The sequence below is a fragment of the Nitrosomonas sp. genome (assembly GCF_020852615.1).
Taxonomy (GTDB): domain Bacteria; phylum Pseudomonadota; class Gammaproteobacteria; order Burkholderiales; family Nitrosomonadaceae; genus Nitrosomonas.
The window spans coordinates 112272-131298 of the sequence record NZ_JADZAJ010000005.1 but is presented as its reverse complement, the minus strand read 5'-3'; the positions used below and the strand labels follow the sequence as shown (position 1 = coordinate 131298).

14 protein-coding genes are annotated in these 19027 nt (G+C 47.1%); 4 read left to right on the top strand and 10 right to left on the bottom strand.

The window, feature by feature from the left end:
- Positions 1–11 precede the first annotated feature (11 nt).
- Positions 12–1010 (top strand): 2-hydroxyacid dehydrogenase, encoded by a 999-nt coding sequence (locus IT527_RS00735; protein WP_292965180.1) that lies wholly within the window; start codon positions 12–14, stop codon positions 1008–1010.
- Between the two features lie 21 nt (positions 1011–1031).
- On the opposite strand, the gene IT527_RS00730 is transcribed toward IT527_RS00735, so the two are convergent.
- Positions 1032–4355: a M20/M25/M40 family metallo-hydrolase gene (locus IT527_RS00730; RefSeq protein WP_292965178.1), complete on the bottom strand. Its 3324-nt coding sequence runs from the start codon at positions 4353–4355 to the stop codon at positions 1032–1034.
- Positions 4356–4645: 290 nt separating this feature from the next.
- On the opposite strand from IT527_RS00730, the gene IT527_RS00725 reads away from it, so the two are divergent.
- Positions 4646–5758, top strand: coding sequence for a biopolymer transporter Tol (locus IT527_RS00725; protein ID WP_292965175.1), 1113 nt, complete (start codon positions 4646–4648; stop codon positions 5756–5758).
- A 52-nt stretch (positions 5759–5810) separates the two neighbouring features.
- On the opposite strand, the gene IT527_RS00720 is transcribed toward IT527_RS00725, so the two are convergent.
- The 6 genes from IT527_RS00720 to IT527_RS00695 form a co-directional block, all read right to left on the bottom strand.
- Positions 5811–7151, bottom strand: a complete 1341-nt coding sequence (locus IT527_RS00720) for a transporter (RefSeq protein ID WP_292965173.1) — start codon at positions 7149–7151, stop codon at positions 5811–5813.
- A 60-nt stretch (positions 7152–7211) separates the two neighbouring features.
- A complete protein-coding gene (locus IT527_RS00715) occupies positions 7212–7712 on the bottom strand; it encodes a hypothetical protein (RefSeq protein WP_292965170.1) in 501 nt (166 codons plus the stop codon).
- A gap of 21 nt (positions 7713–7733) precedes the next feature.
- Positions 7734–8432, bottom strand: coding sequence for a C39 family peptidase (locus IT527_RS00710; protein ID WP_292965168.1), 699 nt, complete (start codon positions 8430–8432; stop codon positions 7734–7736).
- A gap of 82 nt (positions 8433–8514) precedes the next feature.
- Entirely contained in the window at positions 8515–8883 is a 369-nt protein-coding gene (locus IT527_RS00705; RefSeq protein WP_292965166.1) for a hypothetical protein, read from the bottom strand.
- 116 nt (positions 8884–8999) lie between these two features.
- The gene (locus tag IT527_RS00700) at positions 9000–10175 is read right to left on the bottom strand and encodes a hypothetical protein (protein WP_292965163.1); all 1176 of its coding nucleotides are present in this window, start codon (positions 10173–10175) and stop codon (positions 9000–9002) included.
- Between the two features lie 981 nt (positions 10176–11156).
- The gene (locus IT527_RS00695) at positions 11157–12350 is read right to left on the bottom strand and encodes a pyridoxal phosphate-dependent aminotransferase (RefSeq protein WP_292965160.1); all 1194 of its coding nucleotides are present in this window, start codon (positions 12348–12350) and stop codon (positions 11157–11159) included.
- Positions 12351–12426: 76 nt separating this feature from the next.
- Here IT527_RS00695 and uvrB point away from each other — a divergent pair, with 76 nt between their 5' ends.
- Positions 12427–14526: an excinuclease ABC subunit UvrB gene (gene uvrB / locus IT527_RS00690; protein ID WP_292965157.1), complete on the top strand. Its 2100-nt coding sequence runs from the start codon at positions 12427–12429 to the stop codon at positions 14524–14526.
- Positions 14527–14553: 27 nt separating this feature from the next.
- Here the strand turns inward: uvrB and IT527_RS00685 are convergent, their stop codons facing one another.
- Entirely contained in the window at positions 14554–14889 is a 336-nt protein-coding gene (locus IT527_RS00685; protein WP_292965154.1) for an NrfJ, read from the bottom strand.
- A 49-nt stretch (positions 14890–14938) separates the two neighbouring features.
- Entirely contained in the window at positions 14939–16492 is a 1554-nt protein-coding gene (locus IT527_RS00680) for an alginate export family protein (RefSeq protein ID WP_292965151.1), read from the bottom strand.
- Positions 16493–16768: 276 nt separating this feature from the next.
- On the opposite strand from IT527_RS00680, the gene IT527_RS00675 reads away from it, so the two are divergent.
- Entirely contained in the window at positions 16769–18364 is a 1596-nt protein-coding gene (locus tag IT527_RS00675; RefSeq protein ID WP_292965148.1) for a multicopper oxidase domain-containing protein, read from the top strand.
- Between the two features lie 174 nt (positions 18365–18538).
- Here IT527_RS00675 and IT527_RS00670 read toward each other — a convergent pair whose 3' ends face one another.
- Positions 18539–19003 (bottom strand): peroxiredoxin, encoded by a 465-nt coding sequence (locus IT527_RS00670; protein WP_292965146.1) that lies wholly within the window; start codon positions 19001–19003, stop codon positions 18539–18541.
- Positions 19004–19027: the final 24 nt, after the last annotated feature.

Here is a 19027-nt window from a genome sequence, read left to right as displayed (position 1 = left end):
GGAAACAGCCAATGAAAATTACTTTCTTCAGTACACAACCGTATGACCGCGAATCATTTACAAAATATTGTGCAGATACGTGTTTTGAATTTGTTTTTCTGGAAGAAAAGCTGACTGAACGCACTGTATTTCTAGCCGATGGAAGTGATGCCGTATGTGTTTTTGTCAACGACTGCCTTAATGAAGCAGTTATCCGCCAGCTTGCCCGGCTGAATATACCGCTCATCGCATTGCGTTGCGCCGGTTTCAATAATGTGGATCTTAAGGCAGCTCAAATCTGCAACATCAGAGTGGTACGCGTCCCCGCCTATTCTCCGCATGCCGTGGCGGAGCATGCACTGGCAATGATCATGGCGCTGAATCGCAAAACGCACAAGGCATATAACCGAATCCGCGAACAGAATTTTTCGTTAAACGGGCTGCTTGGATTTGATCTCTATAAAAAAACGGTAGGTGTAATTGGTACCGGTCATATTGGTGAAGTTTTTTGCCGGATTATGCATGGTCTGGGTTGCAATATTCTTGCTTATGATCCGGTAAAGAAACCGGAGATGGAGAAAATGAGCGTCTCGTATGTTGCCGTCAATACGCTTTTGCCACAATGCGATATTCTCTCGCTGCATTGCCCGCTTAATGAAAAAACGCGCTATCTCATCAATAATGAAACCATTGCTCAAATGAAAACGGGCGTTATGCTGATTAATACCGGACGAGGTGGACTGGTAGATACCAGGGCCGTCATTGCCGGATTGAAATCAGGCAAAATCGGCTATCTGGGGATAGATGTTTATGAGCAGGAAGAAGATCTGTTTTTTCGGAATCTCTCCGATCAGATTATTCTCGACGATACCATTGCACGGCTTATGACTTTTCCGAACGTACTGATCACTGCACATCAGGGGTTTTTTACACAGGAAGCACTCGGCCAGATCGCACTGACAACCTTTGATAATGTAAAACAGTTCCTTGCCGGGGAAATACCGGTAAATGAAGTCAAGGTTGATGATTGATCTGGTTTTACTGTCAGTCTGTTAACGCTCAACCGGTACAATTTTTATTGCTGTGTGCTCTTTTCCCCGCTGAAACTGCAGTTCGACTTCCCTGTCTGCCTTCAGTTGACGAAGAATATCGGCGTATGATCTCAAATCAGTGATGGGCTGTCCCGCCAGCCGGGTCAGTATGTCGCCCGGCTGTAATTGTGCTTGCTGTGCCGGTGAATCAGGAAGCACACCATCCACACGTACCCCCTCCCCCTGCCAGGAAAAATCCGGTACGGTACCAATAATGACTTTGCGTTTGGCTTTTATCCGATCGGGTGCCTGTACTGTGCCGGCTGACCGATGACCGTTACCCGGCGCAACCGTTAGCAGTTCAGGACGATTGGCCAGATATTCTGCACCTTCCTTGAGAATGGCTGCCACTTTGACCAGCCCGGCCGTATCGATTTTATCGATGGTGTCACCCGGCGTGTGATAGTCCTTGTGTGTGCTGCCAAAGAACTGGACTGCCGGTATCCCGGTTTTGATAAAAGCAGTCTGATCACCGGAGCCAAAATCATGGGTTATCGCGTTAACGGGAATACCGGTAACAAAACCAGCGCCGCGGAATATATGCACCAGCTCGCTTGCTGTTCCTGTACCAAACACAGTAACAGGATTGTTTCCCAATCGACCAACGGTATCCAGGTTCAGCATGGCAATGATCTTGTCCGCCGGGTAACCGGTCAGATTGCTCAGGTAATGGGTAGCACCCAGTAAACCAGCTTCTTCTCCGGTAAAGGCAATAAAAATAATGGTGCGTTGCGGTTGCCATTTGGTTGCAATCTGTCGCGCCAGTTCAAGCATAACGGCAATACCACTGGCGTTATCATCCGCACCATAATGAATCTTGCCGCGATTGGCTGCACGCACATCCGGCCAGCCCAAACCGAGATGGTCGTAATGTGCGCCGATAATCAGGCTTTGTCCGGTCAGTTGCGGATTGATACCAGGCAGGATGCCAATAACATTCCGCAGCGGGATTTTGCCTTTTGGTGCCCCCACTTCCTGATGCCAATCCTGAAAATAGCCCTCCTTACCCTTTCCATCGCCACCGGGTTGCAACCCTGCCTGCTGAAATTGCTGTGCAATATAGTCTGCTGCCTTATCCAGTTCCGGACTGCCAAGCTCGCGTCCTTTAAGCGTTTCACCAGCCAGAAATGTAATATCTTCCAGCATGCGGTTTTCTGAAAACAGTGGCGGTAACTCTGCCAGTGCATGGCGTGGCGCCAGCGTGCCGGTATGGCCGGAGGTAAGCGAAGCATCACCCTTCTGTGTGATCAGTCGCGTCAGGGGTGAGCGGGTTACCGGCCACTGGCCCTTACTGATGTTGTTTAATTCCCCGCCCTCTCCCCCGCTTTCAAATGCCAGATAACTGTATTTGCGGTAATGCGGCAGTTTTCCGGCCAGTTCCGCAATCGCTTCAGGTTGATCTGCTGCCACCCACAGCAATGTCAGGTCGGGGTTGGCCGGTTGTCGCACTGACAGCACCACAGCATGTTTTTCCTGCTGGTAAGTTTGCCCATTCAGCTGCAATTCTCCTGTTTTACCGGTCACATGATGCTCCGACAGAGCAGTAATCATGTGATGACTGAATCTGTTTTGCCAACCCAGGATCCAGACAGTGCGATCTGCAGGCAATGTTTCCAGCTCATCATCTTGAATAATTTCCAGTGAACCGGACTGGGTTTTCTGCCAGGTAGCGGCAAGCTGCTGATATGCCTGCAGTAATTCCCTGCCGGCACTGGCCGGCAGGATCAGCAACGGGTTTTCTGCACCAAATCCCTGTGACAGGGCAGCGGGAATTTCACGACTGTCCAGACGCCGGAATACATCAAATTGCGGATCAACATCAATCCGTACCGGACGTGCCGGCAGATCCAGTTCGATGAGGTTTACCGATTGATCAATATTAATCCGCGTCTGCCAGGCAGTTGTCTCCCCTTCCAGATGTACGGCAACCGGCACATTCAGCTGATAAGGCATCCCCGATTGCGTTTGTTTGATGATCGCTTTTAGCCGATAACTTTTCTCCCCGGATGCTGTATTAGGCTCAGCTTGTGCACTTTCAAGCAACAGATCCGGCGCACCACTCTGATACACCCATTGCTGAAAAAATGAAGAAAAATCCTTACCGGTTTGTGTATTGAAAATATTCTGCAAATCTTCAAAAGTCGCCTGTTTGAATAGATATTGTTTATAAAAGCTGCGCAACACGTTAATAAAATCCCTGTCTCCCAATTCCTGCCGCAACATATGAAACAGCATCATAGTTTTGCCATAACCGATTGCTTCTGAACTGGGACTGTGGCGTGAGGTAAAACGGATAATCGGGAAATCCTTTTCTTGATTCACAAAATCAGTATATTTCTGCAGCACATCACGACGGTATTCTTCCCCTTTGCCGCTCTGCTCACTGGTGAGATGATCGGCAAGATAAGCCGTCAACCCTTCTGACCAGTTTCCTTTGCTGTAATCAACGAATACTCCGTTGCCCCAGTAGTTGTGCAGAATCTCGTGCGGGTAGGAGGTGTGCAGAATGAACGGAAAACGGATGACTTTTGGCCCCAGCAGCGTGAAAGAAGGCATGCCGTAACCGGTTTCCCAGAAATTCTCGACCAGTGCAAATTTTGGATAAGGGTAAGGACCGATCAGCCTGTTATACAGGGCAATATATTGCCCTGTGGTATCCAGATATTTTTGTGCCAGCGCCTGATCGGGGCTGCGCAGGTAAACATAGGCTTCCACCGCCCCGATAGATTGCTGATAACGCTGGTAGCGTCCGGCGACAAGGTAAATATCGTCCTGTGGATTTATTTCTTCCCAGATAACGTGCCGGACAGTTTTTGTAGTTTGCTCGGCAACCCGTTTGCCCTGACTGACGACATCCCAGCCGGCAGGCAGCTGAACATCCAGATGAAATGACACCATATCTCCGTCAAATTGCGGATACCAGGCAGTGGAGCTGGCAAGGAATACCCCTTCTTCGGTAATCAGTCCGGGTGAATAGCTGAAACTGCGTGCGTATTCCAGGCTGGGATCGCGCACTGCATGGTGAATATGCCCGCTGAAGCCAAGGGAAAAAGTATCTTTTCCTGCGGGAAGTGTGACTCTGTATCGTTTCAGGGGTACGGGGCCGGCATGTACATCGGTATTACCTGCCGTCTGAACAATAACTTCAGTATCTTCATCTGCAATAACGGTCAGAGCGGCATGCAGACTGAATTCCAGGCGAGTGGCTGCTGTCTGGTCCACTCTGTTTGCCGGTATCCGGATCTGATCTTTCACCCGGATTTCTGAACTGTCCGGTGAAAGCATTACCTCCATCTGATGATGAAAAATCTGGTTGCCGGCAGATACATTGATGCTGCAGAAGAGGCTGGCAGCAATAAGGCAGCATGAAGAAAGCAATCTGGCGGATTTTGTCATATTGGATTGGGTGGTGGATAAGGGTGATTGATCCGATTCCGCCTGAATTGGAGTAATTGTTTACTTGTCTGACAGCAGTTGAAGCCAATCAGCTACTCTTCCGACAGGTGGATCAGCTTACTTTTTTCCGGAAGCTATGTTTAAATGATTTTTATTTACCAACAGGAATTATGAACTAAATGAAAAATTTTACACAATCGATCAATTTTTCTGACCTTCCGTACTTATTTGCCCGCAGTTTACTGATCATTGCCTGTTTTTTTGCTGTGACACAGGCAGATGCTGCCGGTTTCATTACCGATGCAAGGCAGATTTCGGATCAGGAAGTCCGGTCAGGTGAAGGTTATTATCGTGCTGACGGCAAATGGCTGGTTTATCAGGCCGAAGTTACCGGTGAGAATCCTTTTTATCAGATTTATCTGAAAAACCTGACAAATGGGAATGTACAACAGATCTCGCCCGGTGTTGGCAAAACGACCTGTTCATGGATACACCCCAGCCAGGAAAAAGTACTGTTTTCTTCAACCCATGATGACCCTGAGGTTAAGGCCAAAATGGTGGCTGAAATTGAACAGAGAAAATCCGGCCAGCGCCGGGCATACGCCTGGGATTACGATGAGTTCTACGATATCTACGAAGCGGATTTCAACGGTGGGCATATCAGGAATTTGACCCATACTAAGGGCTATGATGCAGAAGCCTCCTGGTCGCCTGACGGAAAACTGATTGCTTTTGCTTCCAATCGCCGGGCGTACAATGAACCCTTGTCTGAAGCAGAAACTATTCTTTTCAACAACAACCCTTCTTCCATGATCGATATTTATATCATGGATGCAGATGGTTCCAATATTAAAAGACTGACACACACCAGCAGCTATGACGGAGGGCCATTCTTCAGTCCGGACGGGAAGCGGATTGTCTGGCGCCGCTTTTCAGAAAACGGGCAGGAAGCAGAAATATTTACCATGAATATTGACGGGTCAGATCAGAAACAAGTCACCCGGCTTAACAGAATGTCCTGGGCACCTTTTTATCACCCGTCAAATCAGTACATTATTTTTGCAACCAATGTTGAAGGGCATCGTAATTTTGAGCTTTATATCGTTGATATCAACGGTACAAAAGAGCCGGTGCGGGTAACTGATGAGGAAGGATTCGATGGATTACCGGTATTTACCCCGGATGGACAGTATATTACCTGGACGAGTGACCGTACGCCTGATCATAAAGGCCGCCTGTTTCACGGAAAATGGAATCACGAAAAAGTACTGGAGAGCCTGGGGCTGAAATGATGCAAAGTAAGATTGATTGTATTAACTGACCTGATCCGGCGCCCCGGGACATCTAAAAGACCATAGGTACCCTGAAGCTGAGCCTCACATCCTGTGCATCTTCGGTTGTGCCTATTGCAAAGGAGAAGTTCAGGGTGGTCTGTGGTGAATACTTGAAGGCGTAGCCGATCAGCAACTGGCCTATATCAAGCTGGCTGCCTTTCAACGTCTGGTTATTGATCCTGGTATTAAAGATATGGCGGTGAGAGTACGCGATGTTGAATGAAGAACGTTCATTTATCCCAAACCCCATACCAACAGTTAAACCAAGACCATAGCCGGGATCAACTTTATACCTGTCACCTGACCCGTCAATTGCTTTTTGTTTGGAGCCCATATTGTAGTTATAGGCCAGGTTTGCAAAAAACACTGCCGGATCAGTTGCATACAGTGCAGTCACACTTGGCTCAAAACTGAAAAAACCTGATCCGGTAGGAACCTCGGTAGGAAATACCGCACCCGGAACCCCCTGAGCCCTGGCATATTTAATATCAAACGGGCCTTTACCTGTAGGCGCTGTAGCTTGCAGGTTGCCCACCAGAATAGGCCATCCTCCCGCACCTGAATTCAGCTGGTAGCGAGCGGCAAATTCAATATCTCCCAGACCATTACCGGAAGCATTAAATGTTTCATCAATTGCTGCGCCAATACTGACCGGTCTTGAGCGTTGTTCATCAAATCGGGCCCGGTAGGGAACTCTCGCTTCGATTTCCAAACGGTCTGTCAGACCGTAACGGGCACCAATACTCGCCATGAGGCTATGCTGCTTGATCTGGCGAATATCGATCAGACCAATGGCAATAGCCGGAAGAAAGGTAAATGCATCCAGAAAAACCCGACTCCCTCCCGTAAAAGCATATTCCAGCGAAGGTTCAATCACTATTTTGCCTTTACGCGTCAGCACTCCTCCTACCGAATCACTCAACCTGGGCATTTCAGGTGGTCTTGGTTTTTCATTCTGCTTAGGTGGCGCCTGCCCTACCGGGCCACTTGGAAGATTACCGGATTCGGCACGTGCCTGCGCCTGATGATCATCTCTTTTGTCAACAGGCTGCGCTGCGACTGCTTTTGAATGGGGTAATTTTGCTGAATCCGGTTGCTCTGCTCCTTTATCAGCCCTGTTGCTGGTGGACTGCTGGCCGGCTGGCTGCTGTGTCAGGGAATCCAGACGGGATTTCAGTTTTTCGATCTCTTTTCCCTGCTCGATAATAATTTGCCGCTGTTTCTCAAATTCCTTCTGCTGCTGCGAAAAAAGAGATTTATATTGCTCAAGTATTTCATCCGAAGACCTTCCTGCCTGAGAATACACAGCAAGAAATATTGTGAGGCAACCGGCAAATAATTTATAAGTCATATTTGACATCTGGCTGTCTTCCTCACATATATTTTTTATATCGGGCAGCATCAGGCTGGATTACCGCGACAGTGCAGGAGCCAGATAATCGGTAATCATTCGGTGATTACCTAGACTTGCCGTTGCTCCTTTTACATTGCTGATATCTATGTTGATTTTCGTCAGTGCGTCAATGTGCTGACTATCCAGTGTATTCTGGATAAAGGTGCTGAGCTGTGGCACAGCAACAGAACCGGACACGGAGTTCATTCCTCCGGCTTGCAGAAGCACACCTTCTCCCGGAACGTGAACGGAAGACGAATGCACCAGCACATCATTCAAATGAATAAATTTTTCCAGACTCATATCAACCTGTATCCCATTGGGAAGAATAAATCCTCCCCTGAGAGAAGCGAGTTCTTCATCTGACGCCCGTTCCCATTCCTGATGAAAAACACTTTGTGTTGCGGAGTCGGCGTTAATATCTCCAGCGTGCACCTGTTTCATAAAACAGAACAGTGCCAATAACATCAGGCGCAATTGCATGCGCCTAACAGCCGGAAAGAAATCAGTAGTTTTCATTTTTCTCTCGTATTACACAAATTATCGAAAATCCCAGGGGCCCGGGCGCAGTACATTGAAGACACCCAAACTTGTTCGATCTACCGCTTCGCCCAATGGCGCCAGTCTTCCAGCCCACTCTGCATGTATTTTCTGATAGCTTACTGCAGGATCAGTATCGCTATGGATCAGAAACAAGATGCGATTACCCCATATTTTTTCAAATTCGGTACGATCCATGGACTTGACACCCATTGCCGGGTCCCCCAGTAGAACTTTTTCTTCATCCACCCCCTTAATAATGACGAAATGCATGTAGCCATTAAGGTTAATAATGGTAATGGCAGGGTTCCCGGTAGCCCAAAGCTGATCCAGATTAATCTTGAATCCATCCGAACGATATCCTCTGCGTTCAAGATACAGTTTCATATCCAGCATGGAAAAGCCTTCCCGTTTGATCTTTTCCTGATCACCATTCTGGTACATGTCTATGAAAACAGACTGCTCATTAACTGTATCGTCATAATGAAAAGTAAGCAGGCTTGCCAACGCAGCCGATCCGCAGCTGAAATCAAACTGTTGCCTGTAAACCGTATTGAATCGCCGTTCTGCAAAGCTTTTTCCCTGAATATTGAAATTGGCTCCGCCCGCTACACCAATCATATCCATGGCAAATGCTTCTCCTCCCCGGATTACCCAGAAAATTTGCAAAATAACGAATAATCTAAATAAAAATCTCATGCTTATTTCCAGAACAGACAACGGCATAGCTCGCGGTTTTGCGGATAACCTGAAATTTTATTTCCTGTAAGCACACTTCAAATCAGGGCAGTATCGTTACATTGATAATTGTCGAATCCTGAATAAGAACATTGTTTCCCGAGTTCTGTATTACCGAAAACATACCACTTGCCCCAACAAAAGAACCGTTATCAATGGAATTAAAACCGCTTGCATTGTTTGTGGCCCTGTTGCCGGCAAGCAGTGCGCGGACGTTCATATTATTTAGAGTGGTTACATCAACTCCTTCACGTCCTGTTGCATTATCAAGCTCCTCCAGTGATGCTCTTTCAGCCTGAGGAAGATAATGATCTTCCTGTGCAAGTGACCTTACTCCCGATGCCCCGCAGGTCATACTGACGGTCATCCATATCGCAAGTACAACAAAACCTTTTCTGGTACAGGTTTTCATAATCGTCTCCACTTGTTACTCATATTTTTTTCCTATCCTGGAAAAAAAACTGGCAGACAACGTTACTGTTGCCTGCCAGCCTGAAGTTACACCTCTACCCTGTTAGCTGTTCAGTTTTATGGGCGGTTAACGTTTACGTTACCCTGGAAGGAAACCTGTTGCTGGATCAGGGAGCTTGATCCCAGATTTTGAGCAACCTGGTTCAGGCCGGCACCATTGATTGAATTATCAATGTTGTTGCTCAGAGTACCGCCTACGAGACCAACTGCATCACTGACAGGCACACCATCAGCAGCCTGACCGGTTACCACACCGCTCAGTGACGCATTGTTAACAGAATAGGTGCTTGTTGCATTACCGCCGTTAGCTGCAGCACTGCCATCACCTTTAGCGCTGGTTCTGCTGTTATCGCTGCTATCGGTCACGCTTGCTGAGCCGCCGCCATTTGCAGCTGCACCTCTATCTTTGGCACCGGCTTTGCTGTTATCACTGTTATCACTGTTGTCAGCTGTTGCTGTGCTGCCACCGTTAGCAGAAGCATTGCCTTTACCATGTGCGCTTGCGCTGCTGTTGTCGTTGTTGCTGTCCTTTGTAACAGTTTTGGTGTTACCGCTACCACTGCTGTCAGTTACACTTGCTGTACCGCTGTTGTTAGCAGATGCGTTGCCTTTACCATCAGCATTAGCACTGCTGTTATCGTTGTTGCTGTCGCGGGTTACAGTCTTGGTTCTTTGGCTGTTATCGCTACTGTCGTTATAGCTGTCTTTCGTAACAGTTTTGGTTTTGCTGCTGTTGTCACTGTTGTTGCTGCTGTCAGTGTTGTTGCTGTCAGCAGTTACAGTTTTAGTTCTGTTATTGCTGTCATTGGTGCTGTTATTGCTGCTGTCAGTATTTGTAACAGTTTTGGTTTTGCTGTTGTTGCTGTCGTTTGTGCTGCTGTCTGTCCTGGTAATGGTCTTGGTGTTGTTGGTATTATCAACACGATTATCGCTGTTGTTGGTGTTGTCAGTTTTGGTAACAGTTTTGCTGCTGTTGCTGTTATCGGTTTGTGTATTACCGCTGTTGCTGCTGTCGGTATTACCGCTGTTGCTACTGTCAGCTGTGCTTGAAGTACTTCCACCATTGGCTGCCGAGTTACTGGCACCTTTTCCGGCGTTTGTGACATCTTTTCCATCTGTTACGCTTTTGGTAACAGGAGCCGGGCTGTCACTTCCGGCTGCCCAAACATTACCTGCTGCACCAAATGCCAGAACGATACTGGCAACCAGAATTTTTTTAGAAAATTGATCCATGGTATTTTCCTTTTTCATAAAATTTATAAAACACAGATTACGTAATCTGTATTGCAACCCCAACAAGTTAAATGTCGCCTATTGGCCACAGCACTTGCTGCGTTAAGCATAGTAAGAAGGTTGTGCCCGTCAGGACAATACTGCAATTGCATACAGAGTCAGGAATTGCAAAATGGATCAGAGCAGAGGAGGCAGCAGGAACAGCTGGTATTGGAGGAAAAAGGTTATTCACACAGGTATTTTTATTCCGATTTTTTATATAGCTATCTCAAAATAGCCCCCAAAAACTCAGCACTTTACCCATGGTAATGCAGTAGTATATTTGCCGGAAAATTTTACAATCCTTCTGAACATAGCTAATCCGGCAGATAATAAACATTAAAAATCAAATATATAAATTTATGGCATATTTATTGCTTTATAACTAACGAATAGTGCTGAGATGGGCTAAACTGTAAATAATAGGGTTACCCTCAAAGCAGTACCTGTAACTGATTGAATAATAATCCTGAATAGTATTTCAGTTGAACTTCAATCAAACTGGAGAAATGTATATGGATCTCAAACAGCTAAAACGCTTACCTCCATCACATTACAGCTTACTCGAGGCGAGCCGGGAGAAAAGAACAACCAACACAAAAGTCCTCGCACAATATCTGGATCGGACACCCGCTACTGTTCGGACTCAGTTTCAGAGAATTATGGCGCTTCTTGAAGTCCACTGCAGGTATGAAGCGCTACGCAAGGCAGAAGAACAGGGTCTGATCCGGAAGAGCAGACGTGCTGTATCTGATCAGGAAGAATAACCCGCTGTAAAAACAGCACACGGGAGAGAGCTGGATACGAGCAGAAATACGAAGGTGTGTCGTTTTTTTATGACAGTTTACAACAGCCGGTATGCTTTGCTGTATATGACTTCCTGCTGCATGTGGCAGGAAGTCAAAGCCGGGTTGTTTTGAGTACATTTCACAGGGGAAACGATTAACCCAGTAAACCGGTAATACGTTTCATGGCTTCCCGCAGGTTGTCCATCGAAGTTGCAAACGATAGCCGCATGTAACCTTCACAACCAAAGGCTGAGCCCGGAACAACAGCCACTTCCGCCTTTTCCAGTATGTAGTTGCAGAAAGCAAGGTCACTGCCATCCTGCAGTATTTTTTGTGAATGTAAGCGGCTGATAACCTGCCTCACATCCACAAAAGCATAGAAAGCACCCTCAGATAACAGACAGCGAATTCCTGTAATGGAATTCAATGCATTTGTCAGAAACTGGTTACGTTCTTGAAAGGCAGTAATCATCGGGATCATGCAGGATTGATCTCCATTTAATGCAGTTTCAGCCGCAACCTGGGCAATCGAGTTTGGATTGGAGGTGCTTTGTGACTGGATATTTTCCATTGCAGTAATGATTGCCGCCGGCCCGCCACAATAGCCGATACGCCATCCCGTCATGGCATAAGCCTTGGATACGCCGTTGAGTACAACAGTACGCTCTTTCAGATCCGGGCACGCGTTCAGAACGTTAACAAATTTATCTCCAGCCAGAAGAATATGCTCATACATATCATCCGTGGCAATCAGAATATCAGGATATTTACGCAATACCGCACCCAGGGCCTGCAGTTCTTCCAGGCTGTATACACTGCCGGAAGGATTGCCCGGACTGTTAAGGACAAACATGCGGGTTCTGGGTGTAATCGCTTTTTCCAGCTGATCTGGTAAAATTTTGAATTTCTCTCCAATTCCGGTATTGATGAAAACCGGCTTTCCACCGGCAATCAGCACAATATCAGGATAAGAGACCCAGTAAGGGGCAGGAATCACAACTTCATCACCCGGATCAATTGTCGCCAGCGCCAGGTTAAAAAAGCTTTGTTTCCCCCCACTGGAAACCAGAATTTCTCCTGGTACAAATTCCAGTGAATTCTCCCGTTTGAATTTTGAGATGATCGCCTGTTTCAGAGATGCTGTTCCACCCACTGCCGTATATTTCGTAAATCCATTGCGGATCGCCGTAATTGCCGCATCCTTGATATGCAGCGGTGTGTCGAAATCCGGCTCACCAGCTCCCAGACCAATAATATTTTTCCCTTCCGCCTTGAGTTTGGCTGCCTTAGCAGTGACAGCCAGCGTGGGAGAAGGTTTAATCGCCTGAACGCGTTGTGAGAGTTTCACGATACAGCTCCTGATGGATGTGATTTGCACATGTTAGAATCAAAAACGTTAAATTTTGAAGGTGACTTACAAATCCGTGATTATTACTTTTCCGGGCAGTCCTTACAAGCTCAATCAGGCATTTCAGCCAGCAGGCGATCAACCGGAAGCCATTAGCAAGCTGGTGGAAGGGATGGAATCCGGTTTATCCTTCCAGACGCTGCTTGGCGTAACCGGATCCGGCAAAACCTTCACTATCGCCAATGTGATTGCACAGCTGGGGCGTCCTGCCATCATTATGGCCCCCAATAAAACACTGGCTGCGCAGCTCTATGCCGAAATGCGGGAATTTTTCCCGGAAAATGCGGTGGAATATTTTGTTTCCTACTATGATTACTATCAGCCGGAAGCTTATGTCCCCTCCCGTGATCTGTTTATCGAAAAAGATTCCAGTATCAATGAGCATATCGAGCAGATGCGCCTGTCTGCCACAAAATCTCTGCTGGAACGGGACGATGCAATTATTGTTGCAACGGTCTCCTGTATCTACGGTATCGGGGATCCGGTTGATTATCACGGCATGATCCTGCACGTGCGTGAGCACGAAAAAATCTCGCAGCGAGATATCGTCCAGCGTCTCACGGGCATGCAGTACCAGCGGAATGAATTTGAGTTTGCGCGCGGTACTTTTCGTGTCCGCGGGGATGTGCTGGATGTTTTTCCGGCAGAGAATTCCGAGATTGCGTTGCGTATTTCCCTGTTCGATGACGAAGTGGAAAGCATGACATTGTTTGATCCGCTTACCGGACATACCCGGCAAAAAGTATCACGCTATACGGTCTACCCCTCCAGTCATTATGTTACCCCGCGCAGCACCACCCTGCGGGCCATAGAAACCATCAAGACCGAGCTTGCCGAGCGATTGAGCTGTTTTTATGAAAATCACAAACTGGTGGAAGCCCAGCGTCTGGAGCAACGCACACGCTTTGATCTGGAAATGCTCAATGAGCTGGGTTTTTGCAAGGGGATTGAAAATTATTCACGCCACCTGTCAGGGCGGCAGCCTGGAGATCCTCCGCCTACACTTATTGACTATCTGCCGGACAACGCACTCATGGTTATTGATGAAAGCCACGTTACTGTCCCTCAGATCGGCGGAATGTATAAAGGTGATCGTTCAAGAAAAGAAAACCTGGTGGCTTACGGCTTTCGTCTGCCCTCCGCACTGGATAACCGGCCACTCCGATTCGAGGAATTCGAGAAGCTGATGCCGCAAACCATTTTTGTTTCAGCTACTCCGGCAGAATACGAAATTCAGCACAGTGGCCAGATTGCAGAACAGGTTGCAAGGCCAACCGGCCTGGTGGATCCGGTTATCATCATTCGTCCGATTGCTACCCAGGTGGACGATTTGATGTCGGAAGTTTCTGTTCGGGCTGCTCAGGGAGAACGGGTGCTGGTCACCACGCTAACCAAACGCATGTCTGAAGATCTGACTGATTATTTTTCTGATCATGGTATCCGGGTACGTTATCTGCATTCCGATATTGATACCGTTGAACGGGTTGAAATCATTCGGGATTTACGCTTGGGCAAATTCGACGTTCTGGTGGGCATCAACCTGCTGCGGGAAGGACTGGATCTTCCGGAAGTTTCACTGGTTGGCATACTGGACGCTGATAAAGAAGGTTTTCTGCGGTCGGAACGATCGCTGATTCAGACCATGGGGCGTGCTGCCCGGCATGTTAATGGTACAGCCATCCTCTACGCCGACCGGATCACCGGTTCTATGCGGCGCGCCATTGATGAAACCGAGCGGCGACGCACCAGACAGAAGTTGTTTAATCAGCAGAACAACATTACACCGCGCGGTATCAGTAAGCGCATCAAGGATCTGATTGATGGTGTTTATGATAGTGAAAATGCAGCAGAACACCAGAAAATTGCGCAGGTTCAGGCACGCTATGCCGCCATGAATGAGATGCAGCTGGCAAAAGAAATTCAGCGTCTGGAAAAAAATATGCTGGAAGCAGCCAGGAATATGGAATTCGAACTGGCTACCCGGTATCGTGACGAAATAAAAAACCTTAGAAATAAACTCTTTATCGGTATGGTAGATCCTGCCGAGATCAAAGAACTGCCACAAACAATCAGCAAAAAACCAGGTAGAAAATCTGCCAGGCAACAGCGAGCCTGATTTCCTTCTCCTCGACAGGGAATAATTTTATTTTGCTACCGCAGTTTGTGTAGAAGTCACAAAAATCAGCTCGTTAAATGTCCGATTCAGGGTTTTACTGGTGAAATTATGCATCCTCATGTTTTCCACGAAGCGAATGTGTTCACCATTGCTGACTTTGGTCGTTGGTGCTGCTATCCAGATTTTCTTGTCACCATTGGCAAGTTCCATATAAGTATAGCCTGCCGCATCAATTGAGGAAACGACAATTCCCTCATCCGCAGGCATTGTCTCAACTTTAGGTGCTTCTTCTGCATAGGCGGCAGACAGGTTAACGCTTGCGAGTGAAACTGTCAGCATTGCAGCAAATACTGTTTTTAACATTTATTTTTCCCTTTATAAAGTTGTGAAAAAAGCTACACCAGTCTGCTGATCAGAACCGGAAATTATACTGCGCATAGAATAAATCAGGTGAAGCACCGGGACGCATACTTTTGATGAACTCGCCGGTAAAAAGTTTTGAATATCCCAACAGCACATCGTGATGCCGTGCAACATGGAAATTAAGCAGAAAATCGATTTCATCCCCTACATGGCTGCCTGACTGGCCGGTGATATCGCGCATTATTCCCACTCCGGCCGCGTTATACAGATAATCACGTTTATTCGCCAGGTAGAAACGGTGATACTGCCCCAGGAATGTGACCCACGGCTGAGGATGCAAAGTGAATTGTGCATTAAAATCATGAATGTTTTGCCGCCCCACCTGATCCATATAGCCAAAATAATAGTGCCCGAACGGGAAAAGCTGGTTGAATGTATTGCTATGTCCGTCACGGTGATTGCGATCCCCCGAGGCAAAATCATAGCGTAACCAGAACTGAGGGTTCATCGGCAGCGGTAACTGATAACCCACTCCGGAAGCAATCGAAAAAGCTGAAATATCAAGATGAGAACGTCTCCCGAACTGATACATACCTTCCAGTTCATAGAGGATACGTTCATAGTCACCCGCCCAGCGCGTGCCGATGGTGTGCAGAATCGAATCTCCCTGCAGCACATTACCCTGGTTAATATTGGCTGGGGAAATGACTCTGTTGTCGATCAGGCTCAGGTAATACAGGTCGAACACCTGGCCCGGAACAGCTTTATAAGTCCCCCATAAGCCGACAAAGTTACGATCCTTGTCCCAGTTATCGAAATTATTGGGTTCAGTCGTCATTGGTCGTACCCAGAATGCGTCCAGATTAAACGTCGGGTTCTGCCAGAAAGTTTTTACTCCCTGAAACGTCCGGCGGGTATTTGCCCAATCCAGCGTCGATATCAGGCGTTGTGACCCGTAAGCGAGTTCCTGGCGCCCTACCCGCAGATAAGCCGGGCCATTCAAAAACTGACCCAACTTGACATCGGCAAACAGGTTAAGCATATCGGTACGGTTTCGGTCGATTGCCAGACTCGGTAAATCCAGCCCAAAAGCACGGGCATCCAGCATCTCGGCGAATAACCGGAACCGATCCTGATACCAGAGATCAGCATTCAGCCGTGTGCGCAATAAATGGTAGTTATTATTGATTCCGGCAGCATTCAAACGGCTATCTGTTTCATGCATATAGCGATACCAGAAACTGCCGCCAAAAGACAACAACCAGTCATTACCCAGGTGGATACGTTTGACCGGATCAAAAAAATCTTTTTCGTGGCCCGGTTGCTCAAGGTAACGGAAATCAAAATCGTAAGCTGGCGTTGTTGTCAGGGCGGAAGGTGGGAAAGGATCTGTTTGCGGTTTTTCACGGCTGTTACCATTGATCAAATCCAGTAAAGAAAAATAACCCGGGCCTGCTGGTGGTTTGACAAAAATCCCGGCGCGCGGGGGAGGAGTGACGAACGGTACGTTGGACCAGTCTACCTGCGCTTCAGCGGAAGTTACCCTCTCATCCGCTAATGCCAGGTTATTTCCGGCCAGGAAACCCAAACATATGACCGCCATTTTCAATGTATTAACAATCCTCTCTCGATTGAAAGCATGAATTTCAGGATCAGCTTTGTACATTTCTAAACACACCCTATAAATAATGATAAATCTCAAGGTACAACAATTATCTCACTGCTTTCCCCAAAACATCCGGGCAACAGAAATCCGGTAAATTTTACACATATTTATTTTTCACTTTTTGAAATCGTGCAGGTTTTATTCCACACTTGCGTATCATTTATGTAAGCTGATACTTGTTTATATTCCCGTTAACGCAGAAGGTTAATTACCATGTCAACCATCAATCATCATCGTCGCAGATTTTTGCAATATGCCGCATTGGGAACGTTTACCACCACCCTGCCCGGTGTGGTATTTCCGGAAAGCCGGAATCTCAACCGGATTCCCGACAGTGCATTCAAGCCTGATGTCGAAATAGCCTTGACTGCACAGACCACTGCAATTCCGATTTTGCCTGGAGCGAGTACCCGGGTTTTCAAATACACCGGTAAATTGCTGAAAGGGCCAGCAGGTACCCTAAAGGAACTTCCCGGTTACCTGGGCCCTATCCTCAATTTTGAACAAGGCCAGAAAGTTCGGCTGTTTTTTTACAATCAGCTACCGCAGCCCTGTGTAACACACTGGCATGGCATGCATGTACCGCAAATCATGGATGGGCATCCGATGTACGCCATTCTTGAAGGTGAACAATATGTATATGAATTTGAGGTAAAAAACCCCGCAGGAACCAACTGGTATCACTCGCATACACATGAATTAACAGCCAGACAGGTATATCAGGGGCTTGCCGGACTTATTACCATCACAGATGAGGTAGAGCGCAAACTGGATTTGCCTGGTGGTGAGTTTGACGTTCCCCTGATCATTCAGGATCGCAGTTTTACCCCGGATAACCAGTTTTACTATGCGCTGACCATGCATCAGCGTATGCAGGGTTTTCTGGGAGATACGATTCTGGTAAATGGTCAGCATAATTACACTATTCCTGTCAAAACACGCGCTTATCGTCTCCGCATCCTGAATGGCTCCAATGCCAGGATATATAAACTGGGCTGGAGTGATGGCTCTCCAGTTACAGCCATCGGTACTGATGGCGGATTGCTGGCAAGGCCGGAAATTTTTCCCTACATCATGCTTGCTCCGGCAGAACGGGTAGAGCTCTGGATTGATTTTAGCGGATATAAACCTGGCGCTGAGCTGGCTTTGCAGACACTGCCTTATCAGATATCTTCTATGGGTATGGGTGGCGGTAGAGGGCGTGGAATGGGAGAGGGTCAAGGTAACCGGGATACTATTGTCAGGTTCATGATTACTGAACAGGTTAGCGACTCGCCTAAATTGCCGGATACACTCGTTCCCATTCATCGTCTGAGTGAGAGAGCGATCTCAAATCCTGACAAAGTTGTGCCAATCAATATTGGTATGCATCGCATGACATTCAATCTCAATGGCAGAACCTTTGAAATGCTGGATTATATGGAGCAAGAGAAAATACCGGTAAATACCATGCAAAAAATCCGGATATCCAACGCTAACTCGGCTATGGGAGGTGGAATGGGCGGCGGTATGCGAGGTGGCCGGGGGGGAGGCATGATGGGCATGATGATGGCTCAACCGCACCCGATCCATCTTCATGGACAGCAGTTCCAGATCCTGTCACGTAAACCGGGCTATGCAGACAGTGTTTATGCGACTGTTAAAGACGGATTTATCAACAATGGCTGGAAAGATACCGTACTGGTTATGCCAGGTGAGGAAATTGAAATCATTAAACCCTTTGGGGATTATACGGGCTTGTTTCTTTACCACTGCCACAATCTGGAACATGAAGACATGGGTATGATGCGTAATTTTTTTGTTGGCTGAATACCAGTTACTGCCGAACAACAATTGCCAGGTTAAGATTGGGCGAGCAATTTATCTGATCGCCCTTTTCTCTGTTTCAACCGGGTAACGGAAATCTTGTACAGTAATTATTTGCCTGAACAGGCTGGTGGAGCAGCAGACAGGCAGATAGAAGTAGGTGGTATAACATATTGTTTATACAGCAGAAATTGATTTGATAAACGTTAAAACTTCTTCAGCATGCCCTGGAACTTTAACCCCTCTCCAAGCGTTATACAGTTTACCTTCCCGATCCAGTACAAATGTACTGCGCTCTATCCCACGGACCTGTTTACCGTACATATTCTTCATCTTTATAACGCCAAACAGCTCGCAGACTGTTTCACCATTGTCACTCAGCAAATCGTAAGGCAAATCATATTTTTCTCTGAATTTTTCGTGTGATTTCAGGTTGTCGCGAGAAATTCCAACCACCTCACAATCCATTTGTACGAATTCCGGGTATAAATCCCTGAACTGCTGACTTTCATTGGTACAGCCCGGCGTATCGTCTTTGGGATAAAAGAAAATTACAAGGTACCTACTCTTGATGTCTGACAGACGAAAGAGCTTGTTACTCGTGGAGGCCAGCTCAAAATCTGGAATCAGGTCGCTAGACATATAAAAATATAAGTTATATCAATA